Origin of the sequence: Mesorhizobium wenxiniae, from assembly GCF_002284535.1 — a bacterium.
Taxonomy (GTDB): domain Bacteria; phylum Pseudomonadota; class Alphaproteobacteria; order Rhizobiales; family Rhizobiaceae; genus Mesorhizobium; species Mesorhizobium wenxiniae.
The window spans coordinates 48210-66004 of the sequence record NZ_NPKH01000004.1 but is presented as its reverse complement, the minus strand read 5'-3'; the positions used below and the strand labels follow the sequence as shown (position 1 = coordinate 66004).

The window sequence follows — 17795 nt, the reverse complement described above, 5'->3', positions numbered from 1 at the left end:
TTTTGACGGGATATTGCCACGGTGTTACCGCATTTCGGCTTCAATAAGCGATGATTAACCATTAGGATCGATATTCGGATGCGAACACCACCGCATCCGTTGGTCAAATCCGGGGACAAACGGCAGCCTGCAAGGCCTTTTGATTTGAACAAAGTCGAACGACACACAAACGGGCGGCATTATCACATGAGCGTCTGGCCGAGATGGCTGGCAGCAGTGATTCTCGCCTTTGGCTTCCTTACAGCGGCTGCGACCGGCGCCAGCGCCCAGACACGTTCGCTGAAACTCTATAACCTCCACACCAAAGAGAAGGCGGAGATCGTCTTCAAGCGCGGCGGCCGCTACGACCAGGCGGGTCTGAAAAAGATCAACGTCATCCTGCGCGACTGGCGCCGCAACGAGCCGACCAAGATGGATCCGCGCCTGCTGGACCTGGTCTGGGAGGCTTATCGGCAGAGCGGTGCCACCGACTATATCCAGGTCGTTTGCGGTTATCGTTCGTCGTCCACCAACTCGATGCTGCGCAGCCGCAGCAGGGGCGTCGCCAAGAAAAGCCAGCATATGCTCGGCAAGGCCATGGACTTCTACATTCCCGGCGTGCCGCTGAAGAAACTGCGCGACATCGGTCTGCGGATGCAGGGCGGCGGCGTCGGCTATTATCCGAGGTCCGGCTCGCCCTTTGTCCACATGGATGTCGGCAATGTGCGCCACTGGCCGGGCATCAGCCGCCAGGAACTGGCGCGTGTGTTCCCCAATGGCAAGACGCTGCATGTGCCGAGCGACGGCAAGCCGCTGCCCGGCTATTCACAGGCGCTCGCCTCCTACAAGGCGCGCAAGGGCGCCGGCGCTCCCGCCATCGAACTGGCCAGCGCAGGTGGCGGTTTCAAAAAGTCCGGTGGTCTGCTGGCGGCTTTCTTCGGCGGCGGTGAAGACGAGGCCGATGACAGCGCCGATGTGGCAGCCGCGCCAGCGCCGAAGTCAAAGAGCGTGAAGCTGGCGACCGCGAAGCCGACGCCGGCCGCCAAGAACAGTAAGCTTCCGGGCATTGCCATCGTGTCGCCTCAGGATGCGAAGCGCGCCGAGATTCCGCAAATCGCCGATGCGCCTGCTCCGGAACCGGAGGAGGACACGCCGGAAACGATCATCGCGGCGCTGCCGGCGCGCAGTGTGCCGCTGCCTGATTTCGCCCCGCGTCCGAAGACCGATGTCGGCGCTCAGCCGCCCGAAAACGTTCCGTTCGGCGTGGCGGATGCCACTGCCACCACTGAACAGGCGGTGGCGACCGCGCAAGCGCCGGCAAGCGCTCCCTTCGGCATGGCCGAGCCGTCCGCTGTCGCCGATGCGGCGCAGGTTGCGGCCAACAACATTCCGTTGCCGACCTGGCGTCCCGATCACTCGCTGCCGGCCGACCTTGCAGCGGCCGACCTTGCCCCGCAGGACAAGGATGTGCTTCTGGCGCTGGCGGATACGGCCGGGCACCGCAAGACCGCTACCGATGCGTTCCCGGTGCTGCCGTCGGCTCGGCCCGATCTGGCGCAGCCTGACTTGGCCCAGCCTGATTTGGCCCAGCCTGATTTGGCCCAGCCCGACTTGGAGCGGCCCGATTTGGCCCAGACGGACCAGGTTCAATCCGATGCTGTCAAGGCCGTCCTCGAGCGGGTCAGCGCAACCGACGAATACCAGGTCGCTTCGCTCTCCCAGCCGAGCTCGATTCTCAGCGATGCGACGAACGGCAATGCCGCATCGCCGCGCGAGGCTGTCTTTACCCGTCCGGCCGGCTCGGATCCGGCCGCGGCGATCGGTGCGGGTGTGAAGACCACCCGCAAGGCAGCCAGGGCAACCGCTCGTGACCTGAAACCTGGTCCCAAATCCGTGGTGGTCGCCGCCGAGCCGAAGGCCGCGCGCTGGGCATTGAACAGCGGCGAGAATGTCGCCACCGTCTCCAGCGCGACGACGGCGCCGCGCTATGCCTACAATATCGTGCACACGCCGCCGACCGAGGTCTACACCGCGGGCTTCCAGCCGAACGATCAGCTGGCCGACGCCAACCGGTTCACCGGCAATGCCGTCAAGTTCATGTCGGTAGCCCGCTTCCAGACCAAGTAGCGGATCGACCAAGCAAAACAAAGCCGCGCCGGACAACCCGCGCGGCTTTTTGCTGTTCGCAAACAAACGCCGCGATGCAGCCAGTCCGCTTGGGGATAAGAGTTTCTCTACCGCCCGAGCTTGCTCGCCGCGCGCGCCAACGCCTCGATTTCGTCCCACCTGCCGGCCTTGACCAAATCGTCCGGGGCCACCCAGGAGCCGCCGACGCAGATGACGTTGGGCAAGCTCAGATAGTCGGCGGCGTTCTTGCCGGTGATGCCGCCGGTCGGGCAGAATTGCACATCGGCCAGCGGCGAGGCGAATGCCTTGAGCGACGCGATGCCGCCCGACTGTTCCGCCGGGAAGAATTTCAGGAAACGCAAGCCTGCCTCGCGGGCGGCCATGATCTCACCCGGCGTGATGGCACCGGGCAGCAACGGAACGTCGCTGTCCTTCGCCGCCGCCAGAAGCTCGCGGGTGATGCCGGGGCTGACGATGAACTTGGAGCCGACTGCTGCCGCCTCGCCGAACTGGCGGGCGTCCAGAATGGTGCCGGCGCCGACGACGGCGTCCTCGACTTCGCTTGCCACAAGCCGGATCGCCTCCAGCGCGTCAGCTGTCCGCAGCGTGATCTCGACCGCTGGCAGGCCGCCGCGCGCCAGGGCACGCGCCAGCGGCACGGCATCGGCGACGTTGGCGATCTTCAGCACCGGGATTACCGGTTGGCCGTTGAGGAGCGACAGGAGCTTTTCGGTCTTGCAGGGCATTGTCGTCTCTCCGGTATTGATCCGTTCAACCGGTTAGCAGAAGGCCGTTTTTCTGTCCACGAAACGAAGCGTGTCGCGATGTCACGCACTGCCGGCAATGCCGTCAGCACCGGCCGTCAAAGCCACCAGGGAGAGGCTGATCCACGCGTCAGCCTTGAATCGGCTTTCATGAGCGTTTAGTGGCTTCGGCGATGACACTGCCCAATCAACCTTTCCGCGTTGCCGCGCTCTACAGGTTTGCCCGGCTCGACGGCTTCGAGGCGTTGCGCGCACCACTCGCCGCCTTTTGCTGCGGACGCAGTATCAAGGGCACGCTGCTTCTGGCGCATGAGGGCATCAACGGCACGGTCGCCGGCAGCGAAGCTGACATCGCCGCGCTCATCGATCATCTCCAATCCATCGAAGGTCTCGCCGGTCTCGAGGTCAAGTACAGCAGCGCCGCGCAGACGCCGTTCCACCGCATGAAGGTGCGGCTGAAGCGCGAGATCGTCACCATGGGCGTTAGGGATATCGATCCGGCGGCAAGCGCCGGCACCTATGTGGCACCGGCCGATTGGAACGCACTGATCTCGGATGCGGGCACGATCGTCATCGACACGCGCAATGCCTACGAGGTATCGATCGGCACCTTCAAGGGCGCGGTCGATCCCGCCACGACGAGCTTTCGCGAATTCCCGGCCTGGGTCGAGCAGCACCGGGCCGAGCTCGTCGGCCGGAGGGTGGCCATGTTCTGCACCGGCGGCATACGCTGCGAGAAGGCAACGGCCTATGTGAAGTCGCTCGGCTTCGAGGATGTGTTCCATCTCAAGGGCGGTATCCTGAAATATCTCGAACAGGTGCCCGCCGAACAGAGCCTCTGGCAGGGCGAGTGCTTCGTCTTCGACGAGCGCGTCTCGGTGTCGCACGGGCTGGTCGAGGGTGAGGCGGAACTGTGTCGCGCCTGCCGGCATCCGCTGATCGGGCAGGACCTGTTATCGCCGAAATACGCCGCCGGCATCTCATGCCCGCATTGCTTCGATGCCCGTTCCGACGAGGATCGCGCGCGCTACGCCGAGCGTCAGCGCCAGGTCGAGCTTGCAGAAGCGCAAGACAGGGCTCCGCACCTCGGACGTTAGAGCGACGTGCGTCCGCTGGACGCACAAATTACGCTGTAACACATTGCATTTCGGGCCGATGCGTTAGGAGACGGCAGATCCTGACATCATCTCGTTTCCGCCATCATTGGCAAAGCGCTCATCGGTCATTGTAATGTCAATATGCGGGGCCTACCTCTTCAACGTCCGAAAACCCGCCCGTCCACGTTGGGCCGGGCCAATTCTGGAGGCATTGATGTTCGATCCCAAGAAGCTCCTCGACGATCTGCTCGGCTCGCAAATTCCCGGAACGGGGTCGACCGTCCGCGACAAAGGGGGTCAGGCGGTGCAGATGGCGAAGGACAATCCGCTGGCGGCCGGCGCACTGGCCGCCGTGCTGCTCGGAACCGGCGCTGGCCGTCAGGTCACCGGCACTGCGGTGAAGCTCGGCGGCCTGGCCATGATCGGCGGTCTCGCCTACAAGGCCTACCAGAACTACAAGAACGGCAAGGCGCCTGCGGAAACGGCCGCAGCCGGCTCGCCGGAATTGTTGCCGCCGCCCGCCGACACCAGCTTCCATCCCTCGCAAGCGCCGCAAGGCGAGGACGAATTCACGCTGATGCTGGTGCGGGCGATGATTTCGGCGGCGAAGGCCGACGGCCATATCGACGACGACGAACGGCAAAAGATCGCCGGCAAGCTCAGCCTCTCGGGCATCGGCTCCGACGCGGAGAAGTTCCTGATGTCGGAGCTGGAAACGCCGCTCGACCTGGATACGCTGGTCGCCGGCGCCCAAACCGACGCGCAGAAGCTCGAACTCTACACCGCCTCGCGCCTCACCATCGATCCGGATACGCGTTCCGAACGCGGCTATCTCGATCTGCTCGCCGGCCGCCTCGGGCTGCCGGACGCACTGGTCGACCATGTCGAGGCGACGGTGTCAGCGGCAAAGGTACCGGCGGCAAAGGTGCCGGAGTCAGGGGTGCCGGAGTCAGGGGTGCCGGAGTCAGGGGCGCCGGAGTCGGACAAGGCAACCGCCAGCTCGCGCTGGTAGGCTTCAGGGCCGCGGAGGGCGGCAATCCGGGCGCCGCTCTCGCGTTAATGTCTCGTTTACCTAGGAAGCGCATAACTTTAGGTAGTCGGATCGGCTTTCCTCCTCCCAAGTCCGGTTCAGATCAGGGCGGCCGCCAATGGCCGCCCTTTTGTTGAAGCCGGCTGGCGCATAACCCGAAATCGGAATCGATTTTTGGAAGCGATCATGCGCAAAATCAAATTGCTCGAAATCAAGCTGCTATAGCGTCCTTGCGGACACGCGGCGCTGTAGGAGGACAGTTATGACAAACTACAAAACGGCCATCGTCACCGGCGCCGGCACGGGCATCGGCAAAGCCGTCGCTACGGCGCTGCTCAGGTCCGGCTGGAACACGGTGTTCTGCGGACGCCGCAAGCCGGTGCTGAACAAGGCGATCGCCGACGCCGGATCGACACAAGCCAAGGCGCTGGCGGTCGCCTGCGACATCAGCAAGGCCGATCAGGTCGACGAGATGTTCGAGACCGTGGCGGCGGCTTTCGGTCGTGTCGACCTGCTCTTCAACAATGCCGGCACAAGCTACAAGTCGACATTGATCGACGAGATCCCCGTCGAGGTGTGGAACGAAGTCGTCGGGGTCAATCTCACCGGCTCGTTCCTGTGCGCCCGCGCCGCCTTCGGCGCCATGCGCAGGCAGCAGCCGATGGGCGGCCGCATCATCAACAACGGCTCGGTGTCGGCTTACGCACCGCGGCCGGGCTCAGTGCCCTATACCGCGACCAAGCACGCCATTACCGGACTGACCAAGACGCTGGCGCTGGACGGCCGGCCTTATGACATCGCCTGCGGCCAGATCGACATCGGCAACGCCTTGACCGACATGGCGCAGGCGATGACGGTCGGGGTGCCGCAAGCCAATGGCTCCATCGCCGCCGAAGCGGTGATGGATGCACAGCAGGTCGCCAATGCCGTCGTCCATATGGCCAGCCTGCCGCTCGACGCCAATGTGCTGTTCATGACCGTGATGGCGACGAAGATGCCGTATGTCGGGCGAGGGTAGTCGCTCGAAGACTCGACGGCGGTCTAAGACTGAGTAGCCGAAAGCGGCACGCCGGGAAGATACAGCGAAATGGGGCGGATTTCGTAGACGGCGGTTGGATTGACGCGGCGTAGGTCGCGCGCAATCGCGATCGCGGCATCACGCGTGGCGCAATCGACGACGTAAAGTCCCAACAATTGCTCCTTGGTCTCGGCGAAAGGCCCGTCAATGACCATTCCGGCGCCCGGCCCGCGCAAGGTACACGCGTCTTGTGTCGCCCCGAGCCGCGCTGCCGGGCCAAGGGAGCCTTCGCGGTATAGCCGTTCGTTGATCTGGAGCAGGTCGGTCATCAGCGCCGCATCCTCCTCCGGCGTCAGCGCCGCGACCACTTCTTCCACGTGATAGGCGAGGATGGCATAAAACATCTGACGTCACCTTTCTTCGGTCGTGAATTCTTTCGCCGGACGCGCAATGAGCGCTGTAGCACTTTGATTTGCGCATGATCCCCAGCGAAAAATCGATTTCGATTTTCGCGGTCATACGTTTTGTCCTCACTTGCCCAGAAACGCCTCGATCCGCTCCAGCGCGCGCAGGATGTTCTCTTCGGAATTGGCGTAGGACAGCCTGATATAGCCTTCGCCGAGAATGCCGAAATCAGGTCCGCCAATCAGCGCCACGCCCGCATCCTCAAGCAAGGCAGACGCCAGCTTCTTGGCCTTCCAGCCAGTCTTTGACACATTGGGGAAGGCATAGAACGCGCCCTTCGGTGTGATGCAGGAAACGCCTGATAAGGCGTTCAGCCCTTCGACCACGACCTTCCTGCGGCGGTCGAAGGCGCGCATCATCTTGTCGACGTCGTCCTGCGGACCTTCGATGGCGGCGATGCCGGCATATTGGCTCGGGGCATTGACGCAGGACCAGCAATTGACTGCCAGCTTGCGCACCTTGTCGTAGAGGTGGGCGCCCTTGTCGCCGTTCGGCCAGATCGACCAGCCCATGCGCCAGCCGGTCATCGCCCAGGTCTTCGACCAGCCGTTGAGCACGATCAGCCGGTCGCGGATTTCAGGGAAATTCAGCAGCGAGCAATGCGTCTCGCCGTCATAGGTCATCACGTCGTAGATCTCGTCCGAAAGGATGGCGATGTCCGGGTGTGCTTCCAGTCCTTTGACCAGCTTCTCGATCTCGGCGCGGGGGGTAACCCCGCCGGTCGGGTTGGCCGGCGAGTTTAGGATCAGCAGCCTGGTCTTCGGCGTGATCAGCGCCAGCGTCTCCTGCGCCGAGAAGGCAAAGCCATTCTCCTCGCGCATCGGCACCGGCACCGGAGCAGCACCGGTGAACTCGATCATCGAGCGATAAATGGGAAAGCCGGGATCGGGATAGAGAATCTCGGCGCCCGGTTCGCCGAACATCAGGATCGCGGCGAACATGGTCGGCTTGCCGCCGGGCAGGATCATCACCGCTTCGGGCGAAACCTCGACCCCGGTGGTGGTCAGCGTGCGCCGCACCACCGCTTCGCGTGTCGCCAGCAGGCCGTTGGCCGGCGTATAGCCGTGGTGGCCGTCACGCAGCGCCTTGATCGCCGCCTCGACGATGTGCTGCGGCGTCTTGAAGTCGGGCTGACCGATGCCAAGATTGACGATATCGCGGCCCTGATGGGCGAGCGCGGTGGCACGAGCCAGCACCGCGAAGGCGTTTTCCTCGCCGAGACGATCGAAGGCCGAAATCGTGTGGAGCATTTTTCCCGTCCGTGTGGTTCTTTCACCGAGCGAGCGTTTTTGTGAGCGTCCGCTCACAAAAGTCAAACGGATTGGAGCTTTGGGTGTCGGAAAATCTCAAGAATTGGCAACCGCGCCCGCGGCCCGAACGCAAAGTCCTGGAGGGGCGCACTGTCAGGCTGGAACCGCTCAACGCCGAAAAGCACGGCGACGGCCTGTTCGATGCCTCGTCGGTGCCCGATATCGATGGCCGCTTTGCCTGGCTGTTCGACTATCCACCGCAGACCCGCGCCGCCTTCCAGCCATGGCTGGACAAGGCCGAAGCCAGCGAGGACCCGCTCTTCTTCGCGGTAATCGACAAGGCCAGCGGCAAGGTCGCCGGACGCCAGACGCTGATGCGCATCGATCCGGCCTATGGCGTGATCGAGATCGGCAACATCTATTGGGGGCCGCTGATCTCGCGCAAGCCGGCGGCGACGGAAGCGCAGTTTCTGTTCATGAAATACATCTTCGACGAGCTTGGCTATCGCCGCTACGAATGGAAATGCAACAACCGCAACGAGCCGTCGAAGCGCGCAGCGGAACGTTTCGGCTTCAAGTTCGAGGGCATTTTCCGCCAGCATCTTGTGGTCAAGGGCGAAAACCGCGATACCGCGTGGTACTCGATCATCGACAAGGAGTGGCCGGCCCTACGCAGAGCCTATGAGGCATGGCTCGATCCGGCCAATTTCGATGGCGACGGCCGCCAGAAGCGACGGCTCGAGGATTTCCGCGCCGAGTTCGGCGCCTGACCATGATCCCGATTCTGCAGGGATGGATCAGGCTCTAACAGGAGTTCGCAGATGGCGCACACCCATGACCATGGTTCGCAAGGGCATGACCACAGCCACGGCGCCGGTCCTGTGCACGGCTCGACCGACAAGAAACGGGTGCTGATCGCAGCCTGCCTGACCGCCGGCTTCATGGTCGTGGAAGCGCTCGGCGGTCTCTTCACCGGATCACTGGCGCTGCTGGCGGATGCCGGCCACATGCTCGCCGATTGTATCGCGCTCGGCCTTGCCTGGTATGCTTTTCATCTGGCCGGCCGGCCGGCCACCGTTCGCCTCACCTATGGTTTCGGCCGGGTCAAAACGCTGGTCGCCTATACCAACGGCATCGCCATCTTCGCCATTGCGCTGTGGATCATCTATGAGGCTTGGGAACGCCTGCTGACGCCTGCGCCCGTGCTCGGCGGGCCGATGCTGGTCGTCGCGATCGCCGGTCTGCTGGTCAATATCGGCTCCTTCGTCGTGCTGCATGGCGGCGACCGCGACAGCCTGAACATGCGCGGTGCCATCCTGCACGTGCTCGGCGACCTGCTTGGCTCGGCGGCGGCGATCATAGCTGCGCTGATCATCCTGGCAACGGGCTGGACGCCTATCGATCCGATCCTGTCCGTCCTTGTCTCGCTGCTGATCCTGTCCACGGCCTGGTCGCTGATGCGCGAAGCAGCCCATGTCCTGCTCGAGGGCGTGCCGGCGAGCCTCGATCGCGACCTGATCGCAAGGGACATAGAGGGGACGGTCAAGGGCGTGCGCGAGGTGCATCACATGCATGTCTGGTCGCTCGACGGGTCGAGCAACATGGCGACCTTGCATGCCTGCCTCAACGATGGCGTCGATGCTCACAAAGCGGTCAGCGCCATCAAGAAGCGGCTTGCCGCCGAGCATGGCATTGCCCACGCCACCGTAGAACCGGAATTCGGCCATTGCGCCGACAGCCACGATGGGCACGATGGCGAGCACGACCATGCGCACGATGCGGCTCCGCATCATGGCCACTGTCACTGACACCGGGAGTTACATTGCATTGGTAACGAACTTGATGAATTCCCGCCGCGTCAGGACCACGTGATGGATCGCGACACGCGCAACGCGGCGATAGGCGCCCTCTGGGTGCTGCTGCTGTTCGGCATCGCCGCCTACTATTTGCCAACCGTGATGCTGGCGGTCGGCCGAGTCTCGACCATTCTTGCCGCTGTTATTGCCGCTGTCTTCATGGTGGCCATTTTCGTCGTGTTTTGGCTGCGTGGCCGCAGCCAGCGCAAAAAGGATCATTGATATGCGTATTTTGATTACCGGCGCGGCAGGCATGGTCGGCCGCAAGCTCATCGCCCGGCTGGCGAAGGACGGAACGCTCAGCGGCCGGAGGATCGCCGCGCTCGACCTTCACGATATTGTGCCGCCGCAGGCGCCGGCACTGGAAGGCGTCGGTGTCACTATCCATACAGGCGATCTCGCCGCGGCGAGCGGGATGGAACGGCTGGTCGCGTCGCGCCCCGACGTGATCTTCCATCTCGCCGGCGTCGTGTCGGGCGAGGCGGAAGCCAATTTCGATCTCGGTTATCGCGTCAATCTCGACGGCACAAGGGCGCTGTTCGATGCCATAAGGCTGGCGGGGTTTGCGCCACGCGTCGTCTTCACCTCGTCGATCGCCGTGTTCGGCGCACCGTTCCCGGACATCATCCCCGACGAATTCCACCCGACGCCATTGACCTCCTACGGCACGCAGAAGCTGATGGGCGAAGCATTGCTCGCCGATTATACGCGGCGCGGCTTCTTCGACGGCATCGGTATCAGGCTGCCGACCATCTGCGTCAGGCCCGGCAAGCCCAACAAGGCCGCGTCAGGCTTCTTCTCCGGCATCATCCGCGAGCCGTTGAGCGGCCAGGAAGCGATATTGCCGGTGCCGCGCTCTGTCGTGCACACCCACGCCAGCCCGCGCTCCGCGGTGAATTTTTTGATCCACGCAGCAGGGATCGACGGCAGCGCCGTCGGGCCACGCCGCAATCTGACGATGCCCGGTGTCGCCGTCACGGTCGGCGAGCAGATCGAGGCCTTGCAACGCATTGCCGGCGCCGAGGCGGTGAAACTGATCCGCGAGGAGCCCGACGATACGATCTGGGCGATCGTCAAGGGCTGGCCGACACGGTTCGAAGCGCGGCGGTCGAGGGAGCTTGGCTTTGCCGCCGAAACCAGCTTCGACGATATCATCCGCGTCCACATCGAGGACGAGCTGGACGGCAAAATTGCCGGTTAGCTAACGCGCGTTCGATCGGACGGGCGAAGGCGTCATCCGCCAGCGGTCAGGCTGGCCGAAAGCAGCAGCAGCCCGAACAGGAAGACGAAGGCTGCGCCGCCGATCTCGACGATCGAATGTATGCGGTTGCCCATGCGGCCGTCACCGGCGAAATAGACCGCCCAGTTCTTGGCCGTCACCGCCAGCGTCGCCAAGATCGAAACAGTGATCGCGGTGCCGAGCGCCATCGCCAGCACCGACAGGATGCCGCCGAACCACAACCCGTTGAGCATCGCAAAGCTCAGCACGATCAGCGCGCCCGAGCAGGGCCGGATACCGACCGCAGCCACCGCCGACCAGGCGGTGCGCCAGTCGAAGCGGTCGCCGGAAAGCAGCGTCGGGTCGGGCGCGTGTGAATGCCCGCACGTCTCGCAGACTTCGCCCGCCGCATGGTGATGGTGATCGTGCCCGCCATGGTCATGGTGATGGTCGCGTGCGCCGTGATGATGGTCGTAACCGTCATGGCCATGTGCGTGAAGCGCATGCACTGAATGCGTATGTGAGTGGCCTGCATGTGAGTGGCCGGCATGGGCTGCCGACAGGCTGTAGGGAGGGTTGGCGCCGAACAGGCGAAGGGTAGCGGGGCCGGCCTTGCGCCACAAAAGCCAGGCGCCGAACAGGGTGACGAAGACAAAGCTCGTGACTTCGAGGAACCATGCCGCATCGGTCATCGATATGGTGGTGCCGCGCAGGACGAAGTAGGCGAGCATCATCACGAGGATCGCCGTCAGCGCCTGCAGCAGGGCCGAGACAAAGGACAGCATGATGCCGCGCTTGAGCGCGACTTCGTTCGCGACCATGTAGGACGAGATCACCGCCTTGCCGTGCCCGGGGCCGGCAGCATGGAAAACGCCATAGGCGAAGGACAGGCCGATAAGCAGCCACAGCTTGTTGCCGTCCTCGCGCATCGCCTTCATTGCGCCGGCAAGCGCGCGGTAGAATTCCTGCTGGCGCAGGTTGATCCACATCAGGATGTGGGCGAATGGGCCGGTGGTGGGAGCCATCCCGTCATTGGTGCCGATGCCGAGCGAGCTCTGGGCGTGGGCGGCGCCGAGGAAGTGCGTCGTAACAAGGGCGACGGCCAAAAGGCCGAAGGCCAAACGCAGGGACGGTTTCGTCACCGGATTATCCTTCTGGCTGACAGTTCAGTTCAAGCTTGGTCGCGAAGATCTTGCTCATATCGGTGCCTGTCGGATCGTTGAAGAAGGCGTCCGTCAGGGTCTTCTGGTTCTCGGCGAGCGCCTCGTCGGGGTTCGGACGAACGACTTTGCTCGCGCATGTCGACGGCATGCCATCGACCTGTAGATTGGCATCCTCGGTGAAATCGATCGCCGTGTAGAAGGTCGGGTCGTAGACGCCGATATCGATCTTGCCGGCCAACTTCATGGGTGCCTTCGGTTCGGATTCGAACAGGATGATGAGTTGGTCGTTCTCGAAATTGGCCATCAGCTGCGGCGGCGGGTTCATCGCCTCGTCCTTGCCGTCGACGGTGACGAGCTGGAAGTAATTGAACTCCGCCAGCGAAGCATGGACGGTGTCGGCAACTTCCTTCAACTCCTTGTCGTCGAGCTTCAGGTCGGAATTCTTGTCGAATTCCATCATAACCGTACTCGAAAACAAATCGTCGAAGCGCCAGAGATGGCGCAACGCCTTCACAGTTTGGTGATCCGGACTGAGGACCACTTCGAGGCGAGCCTCGGCGAAGACGTGCGGATGCACCTCGGCTGGCCCGACCGTGGCAAATGTCGCCGCTATGGCCGAAGCCATGATGATTGCTTGCCGTTTCAGGTGCATTCTCGGTCGCGATTCCATCAGCTTGGGTAAAATATCGAGAGTTACTAGAAAGGGGGCGAAAATGGGACCGCAAGGCGGCTGAAAGCTCATGCGTTGTCAATCGTCTTGAACCACTGCACCAGGAAATCGACAAAGACGCGAACCTTCGCAGGCAAATAGCGCCGGTGCGGATAGACGGCGAAAATGCCGCCGCCGGGCAGGATGCGGTCATCCAGCGCGGTCACCAGCCGGCCACTTTCAATGTCGGGCGCGGCGATGAAATCCGGCAGGATGGAAAATCCCAACCCAGCCACGGCGGCGGCCCTTGCCGCCATCGGACTGTTTACCTCGATCGGACCGGAGACCGAAACGGTTACCGTGTCGCCGCTGTCGCCCTTGAACGGCCAGTTGGTCAGCCAGCGGCCATTGGTGTCGATGATGCAGGGCACACGGCCAAGGTCCTGCGGCCGCACCGGCATGCCGTGCTTTGCGATCAGTTCGGGAGATGCGCAGAGCCGCACCGAAAACGGCGCCAGACGCCTCGCGATCAGCGAGGAGCTCTCCAGCCGCGAGATGCGCACAGCGAGATCGAAACCTTCCTCGACCAGATCGACGAAGCGGTCGTCGAGATGAATGTCGAGCACGATGTCGGGATGCTGCTTGGCGAAGTCGATAAGCGACTGGCCGATCGGTGCGTCAGCAAAAGTGCGCGGCGCTGAAAGCTTGATCCTGCCGCGCACGTCGCCGGAGGATTCGCGCACCGCATCGGCCAGGCTGTCGACCTCGCGGACGATTTCCGAGGCGCGGCGGTAATAGGTGTGCCCGGCCTCGGTCAGCGAGAACTGCCGCGTGGTGCGGTTGAGCAGCAGCGCGCCGAGTTCGTCCTCCAGCTCGCGCACATATTTGGACAGCAGCGCCTTGGAGCGGCCGATCTTGCGCGCCGCTGCCGAAAAGCCCTCGGCTTCGACCACGTCGATAAAGGCGCGCATACGGGTCAGCGTGTCCATGTCATGCGCTCCCTTGGTGGGCTGAAAGGATGCGCGCGGCAAGCGCCAGCAGCTGCCGGTCGCTGTTCTCAGGTCCAAGCAGCGACAGGCCGAAGGGGGCGCCGGCAACCTGGCCTAGCGGCAGAGTGATCTGCGGAAAGCCGGACAGGCCGGAAAGGCACAGCAGCCTTAGCGCGCGTTCGCGGTAGGTCTGCAAATCGTCGAATGAGGCGGCCTTGAGCGGGGCGGCACCCGGAGCGGTCGGAAGCACAAGAACGCCGTCCTCGCCAAGCAGGTCAGTAAGTCCGAGGCGAAACGAAACGCGACGTTCCGTTTCACGTTGCGCGGTTCCCCCGTCGATGGTCGCGCCATGCTCGAAACGCTCCTTGACGCCGGGGCCGAGCATCCGGTCACCCTGCGAGATCCAGACCCCATGATTTTGCCAAGCCTCGTACCCCTGCAGCTTGCGGAAGCACCAATAGAGATCGTCGGTGGAATGCGACAGCGGGGCAACGGTGCGTGGCGTGCCCAGCACCGAAGCGACAGCGCGGACCATGGCGCGATATTCGGCTGCCTCCTGCGGGCCGAGCACGAGGCCGTCCAGCGCGTCGAGGGCGAGGGGGCGTGCCAGGTCGTGGCGTTGCCGATCGTCGCCGAGCAGCACCGCGCCGACCTTTTCGTAGGTGACCATGTCCCCGGCGAACCAGCCGAACGTGTCCAGTGAAGGGGCCAGCGGCATGGCGCCTTCGAGCGAAATACGGCCATGCGTGGTCCTTAGGCCGATCAGGCCGCAGAAGCTTGCCGGCGCACGGATCGAGCCGCCGGTGTCGGAGCCGGTAGCGATGTCGGCCAGCCCGCCGGCAACCGCGGCAGCAGAACCGGAAGACGAGCCGCCGGTGACGCGGTCCGGCGCTGCCGGATTTGTCGGTGATGGAAAATGCGCGTTCAGCCCCATCAAGGAGAAGGCCAGTTCGTCGGTCTGCGTCTTGCCAACGAAGCGCGCGCCCGAATCAAGCAGCGCCTGGACGGCCGGCGCTGTCGCCGAGGCCGGTGAGGCCTCCCGGTATTTCTGCGGATTACCGCAACCGGTGCGATAGCCGGCCACGTCGTAAATATCCTTGACGGCCAGCCGCAGGCCGGCAAGCGGGCCGGATTGCGCATTGGACACGGGGATATCGTCAAGGTCGAGAAAAGCGTTCAGGGGGCCGCGAGTGCCTGTCATGCGTTCGATATCCGGATACAGTTGTTGCAACATTGTTCGGTGCCGGGAATTTTACAACCTGGCGTACGATTTTTATTGATTGTGAAATCCTTCGACCTTATATCGCGCTTGCCCAAAGTCGCACGTGCCTGTGGGTGTCCGCCGATCCTCAAAACGGTGAGGGATATCGGTAAGGTAACTGGAGCTCACCCCTCCAGTCGGTTTAGCGGCCAACCGCCAGACCGAGGACACCTTGAAGCAACGACGGTGCGGGCCTTTCTGGTGTTCTGCCGGTTGTCCAAAGACCGGGGTTACTGAAGAGGCACACCTTCATTGCCGGCAGTGCGGAACGGGTTCTCCCAATCCAAGCCAAGGCAGACAAAGCGAACCGAGGCCGGGCAAGGCCAAGGTTCACCGCCGCGAGACGGCGCTTCATGGTTCCGGGGTCTCCACCGGCTGGTTCCATGGATTGACGTCCCGCCTTTGTCCACCGCGTGTTCGCGAGGTCGATGACCCGCGTCCCGCAGCCTTTGTGCGCGCCGAAAGGCGCTGATGGAGAGACCCCGATGGCTACCCAGCGCATCCTTGACTTCCTCGCTACCCGACGTCCGAACGGCCCTTGCCTCGTCGTCGATCTCGACGTCGTGCGCGACAATTTCCGCGCCTTCGAGAAGGCGCTTCCCGATTCGAAAATCTACTATGCGGTGAAAGCAAATCCGGCGCCGGAAATCCTGCGCCTCCTTGCTGCGATGGGCTCGTCCTTCGACACCGCTTCCGTTGCCGAAGTCGAGATGGCGATGGACGCCGGTGCGCCGGCGGACCGCATCTCCTTCGGCAACACCATCAAGAAGGAGCGCGACATCCAGCGCGCCTATCAGCTCGGCATTCGGTTGTTCGCGGTGGACTGCGTCGAGGAGGTCGAGAAGATTGCCCGCGTTGCACCCGGCGCCCGTGTGTTCTGCCGCGTGCTGACCGACGGCGAAGGCGCCGAATGGCCGCTGTCGCGCAAGTTCGGCTGCGTGCCGGCGATGGCGGTCGACGTGCTGCGCCATGCCAGGACGCTCGGGCTCGATGCCTATGGCGTGTCGTTCCATGTCGGCTCGCAACAGACCGACCTGGCCGCCTGGGACCGCGCGCTCGGCGACGCCAAAAAGGTGTTCGTCACGCTCGCCGAGGAAGGCATCGTCCTCAAGATGGTCAATATGGGCGGCGGCTTCCCGACCCGTTACCTCAGGGATGTGCCGGTGGCACAGGCCTATGGCCAGGCGATCTTCTCGGCGCTGCGCAAGCATTTCGGCAACGCGATTCCCGAGACGATTATCGAACCGGGCCGAGGCATGGTCGGCAATGCCGGCGTCATCAAGTCGGAAGTCGTGCTGATCTCGAAGAAGGCCGACAATGACAATGTGCGCTGGGTCTTCCTCGACATCGGCAAGTTCGGCGGTCTCGCCGAGACGATGGACGAGGCGATCCGCTACCCGATCGTGACCGCGCATGACGGCACCGAGACCGCGCCGTGCGTGCTCGCCGGCCCGACCTGCGATTCGGCCGACGTGATGTACGAGAAAACGCCTTATCCGCTGCCCTTGTCGCTGACCATCGGCGACGAGGTGCTGATCGAGGGCACCGGCGCCTACACGACGACCTACGCGTCGGTCGCCTTCAACGGCTTCGAGCCTCTCCGATCCTACGTGATCTGACGGCTTCGGCCGTCAGATCACCCGGAGCGGGCGACGAGATCGCCCGCTTCGGTTCGCCTGTGGAACAATCCGCTCGTGAAGGATCGCGGAAATGGAAATTGTGGATTTCGTTGTTGAAGGCGCTGCGATCTTCCCCCTTGAGGGGGAGATGGCCGCGAAGCGGCCAGAGGGGGTCGGTTCGGCTGCCGCGACTTCTCTTGGACTGTGTGGGGCCGGCGCTTCACGCGCGGCAACCCCCTCTGTCGCCTTCGGCGACATCTCCTCCTCGAGGGAGGAGACTGCTGGCGCTTTTGCGATCACCGCCGAAACCGCTGCCGACGTCGCGGCGCGCGAGGCTTTGCTCGATCGCGCCATGGGGCCGAAGCGCCGGAAAAAATCGTCGGAAAAGCTGCGCCGCGGCCGCCGGCCTTCGGAAGGCCTCGCCTTTGTCGCGCGCGACGCGTCAGGCGCCGTCGCCGGCACCGTGCGGCTCTGGGATGTGGTGCTGGGCGAGGGCGGTCGGGCAGCCCTGCTGCTCGGCCCGCTCGCCGTCGATCCGGCGATCAAGAATGCCGGCATCGGCTCGGCGCTGATGCGCTATGCAATCGCTGAAGCCGCGCGCCTCGGCCATGCGGCGATCCTGCTGGTCGGCGACGCGCCCTACTACGAGCGCTTCGGGTTTTCGGCCGAAAAAACCGGCTCGCTGGCTATGCCGGGACCTTATGAGCGGCACCGCCTGCTGGCGCTGGAACTGGCGGACGGCGCGCTCGCCGCCGCGCAGGGCACGCTGAAAGCGGCGGGGCGCAAGCTGAAGGCACAGCGGCTGCCGCTCGCGGCCTGACGAAACAAGCCGCCGCCCATCGGGCGGCGTCTTTTTTTCATCCCGGATTGGAGTGGATCAGCCGATCAACTGGCTCAGCGCCATGGCGACGCTCATGTCGCCTTCGACCTTTATCTTGCCGGACATGAACGCCATGGTCGGGTTGAGATCGCCTGCGATCAGCGACTCCAGATCGTCGAGCGAAAGCTTTATGGTGCAGTCGGCTGGCGCGTCGGTGGTCGAGACGTCAGAGCCGTCAATGACGATGACACCGTCATTGCCGGTATCGAACTTAACGGAACGATCGAACCCGGCACTCGCCACGCGCGCGCTGATCTTGTCGGCAATTTCCTGAACGCCCATGGCCGTTCTCCTCGTCTCGTTGCGTTTGTCGCACATTGGCACTTCGGTCTGGCCGAATTCGCCGTCTTGCGCATGTCGCGATCACGGTCGCTGGCGCATATAGCTTTGGGTTGACGTTTACGTCAACGCGGTTCCCGGAGATGAAGA

Annotated in this window: 18 protein-coding genes; 10 read left to right on the top strand and 8 right to left on the bottom strand. The window is 63.6% G+C overall.

What is annotated here, in order from left to right:
* The first annotated feature begins 186 nt into the window (after window positions 1-186).
* A complete protein-coding gene (gene mepK, locus CIT31_RS01810) occupies window positions 187-2106 on the top strand; it encodes a peptidoglycan L,D-endopeptidase MepK (RefSeq protein WP_095517220.1) in 1920 nt (639 codons plus the stop codon).
* A gap of 107 nt (window positions 2107-2213) precedes the next feature.
* On the opposite strand, the gene CIT31_RS01805 is transcribed toward mepK, so the two are convergent.
* Entirely contained in the window at window positions 2214-2852 is a 639-nt protein-coding gene (locus tag CIT31_RS01805; RefSeq protein ID WP_095517219.1) for a 2-dehydro-3-deoxy-phosphogluconate aldolase, read from the bottom strand.
* A gap of 191 nt (window positions 2853-3043) precedes the next feature.
* Between CIT31_RS01805 and trhO the strand changes: the two genes are divergently transcribed.
* From trhO to CIT31_RS01790, 3 genes are all read left to right on the top strand, one after another.
* Window positions 3044-3967 carry an oxygen-dependent tRNA uridine(34) hydroxylase TrhO gene (gene trhO / locus CIT31_RS01800; RefSeq protein ID WP_095517218.1) on the top strand — a complete coding sequence of 308 codons (924 nt, stop codon included), beginning with the start codon at window positions 3044-3046 and terminating at the stop codon, window positions 3965-3967.
* A 214-nt stretch (window positions 3968-4181) separates the two neighbouring features.
* Window positions 4182-4979, top strand: a complete 798-nt coding sequence (locus CIT31_RS01795) for a tellurite resistance TerB family protein (protein ID WP_095517217.1) — start codon at window positions 4182-4184, stop codon at window positions 4977-4979.
* Between the two features lie 280 nt (window positions 4980-5259).
* Entirely contained in the window at window positions 5260-6015 is a 756-nt protein-coding gene (locus CIT31_RS01790) for an SDR family oxidoreductase (protein ID WP_095517216.1), read from the top strand.
* Window positions 6016-6038: 23 nt separating this feature from the next.
* Here the strand turns inward: CIT31_RS01790 and CIT31_RS01785 are convergent, their stop codons facing one another.
* Window positions 6039-6419, bottom strand: coding sequence for a YciI family protein (locus CIT31_RS01785; protein ID WP_029349689.1), 381 nt, complete (start codon window positions 6417-6419; stop codon window positions 6039-6041).
* Between the two features lie 126 nt (window positions 6420-6545).
* Window positions 6546-7730, bottom strand: a complete 1185-nt coding sequence (locus CIT31_RS01780; RefSeq protein ID WP_095517215.1) for a pyridoxal phosphate-dependent aminotransferase — start codon at window positions 7728-7730, stop codon at window positions 6546-6548.
* Window positions 7731-7813: 83 nt separating this feature from the next.
* Here CIT31_RS01780 and CIT31_RS01775 point away from each other — a divergent pair, with 83 nt between their 5' ends.
* From CIT31_RS01775 to denD, 4 genes are all read left to right on the top strand, one after another.
* The gene (locus CIT31_RS01775; RefSeq protein WP_095517269.1) at window positions 7814-8500 is read left to right on the top strand and encodes a GNAT family N-acetyltransferase; all 687 of its coding nucleotides are present in this window, start codon (window positions 7814-7816) and stop codon (window positions 8498-8500) included.
* Window positions 8501-8551: 51 nt separating this feature from the next.
* Complete coding sequence (locus CIT31_RS01770) at window positions 8552-9538, top strand: cation diffusion facilitator family transporter (RefSeq protein ID WP_095517214.1); 987 nt, start codon at window positions 8552-8554, stop codon at window positions 9536-9538.
* A gap of 63 nt (window positions 9539-9601) precedes the next feature.
* Window positions 9602-9808 (top strand): hypothetical protein, encoded by a 207-nt coding sequence (locus CIT31_RS01765; protein ID WP_029349698.1) that lies wholly within the window; start codon window positions 9602-9604, stop codon window positions 9806-9808.
* Between the two features lies 1 nt (window position 9809).
* Entirely contained in the window at window positions 9810-10787 is a 978-nt protein-coding gene (gene denD / locus CIT31_RS01760; RefSeq protein WP_095517213.1) for a D-erythronate dehydrogenase, read from the top strand.
* 32 nt (window positions 10788-10819) lie between these two features.
* On the opposite strand, the gene CIT31_RS01755 is transcribed toward denD, so the two are convergent.
* The 4 genes from CIT31_RS01755 to CIT31_RS01740 form a co-directional block, all read right to left on the bottom strand.
* Complete coding sequence (locus tag CIT31_RS01755; RefSeq protein ID WP_095517212.1) at window positions 10820-11947, bottom strand: nickel/cobalt transporter; 1128 nt, start codon at window positions 11945-11947, stop codon at window positions 10820-10822.
* Window positions 11948-11951: 4 nt separating this feature from the next.
* Window positions 11952-12620, bottom strand: a complete 669-nt coding sequence (locus tag CIT31_RS01750) for a DUF1007 family protein (RefSeq protein WP_029349704.1) — start codon at window positions 12618-12620, stop codon at window positions 11952-11954.
* A gap of 86 nt (window positions 12621-12706) precedes the next feature.
* Window positions 12707-13606, bottom strand: a complete 900-nt coding sequence (locus CIT31_RS01745; RefSeq protein WP_095517211.1) for a LysR family transcriptional regulator — start codon at window positions 13604-13606, stop codon at window positions 12707-12709.
* A 1-nt stretch (window position 13607) separates the two neighbouring features.
* Window positions 13608-14807 (bottom strand): amidase, encoded by a 1200-nt coding sequence (locus tag CIT31_RS01740; RefSeq protein WP_095517268.1) that lies wholly within the window; start codon window positions 14805-14807, stop codon window positions 13608-13610.
* Window positions 14808-15352: 545 nt separating this feature from the next.
* On the opposite strand from CIT31_RS01740, the gene odc2 reads away from it, so the two are divergent.
* Window positions 15353-16486: an ornithine/lysine decarboxylase gene (gene odc2, locus CIT31_RS01735; protein WP_095517210.1), complete on the top strand. Its 1134-nt coding sequence runs from the start codon at window positions 15353-15355 to the stop codon at window positions 16484-16486.
* 148 nt (window positions 16487-16634) lie between these two features.
* The gene (locus tag CIT31_RS01730; RefSeq protein ID WP_095517267.1) at window positions 16635-17306 is read left to right on the top strand and encodes a GNAT family N-acetyltransferase; all 672 of its coding nucleotides are present in this window, start codon (window positions 16635-16637) and stop codon (window positions 17304-17306) included.
* A 57-nt stretch (window positions 17307-17363) separates the two neighbouring features.
* Here the strand turns inward: CIT31_RS01730 and CIT31_RS01725 are convergent, their stop codons facing one another.
* Window positions 17364-17648, bottom strand: coding sequence for an SCP2 sterol-binding domain-containing protein (locus CIT31_RS01725; RefSeq protein WP_095517266.1), 285 nt, complete (start codon window positions 17646-17648; stop codon window positions 17364-17366).
* Window positions 17649-17795 lie beyond the last annotated feature (147 nt).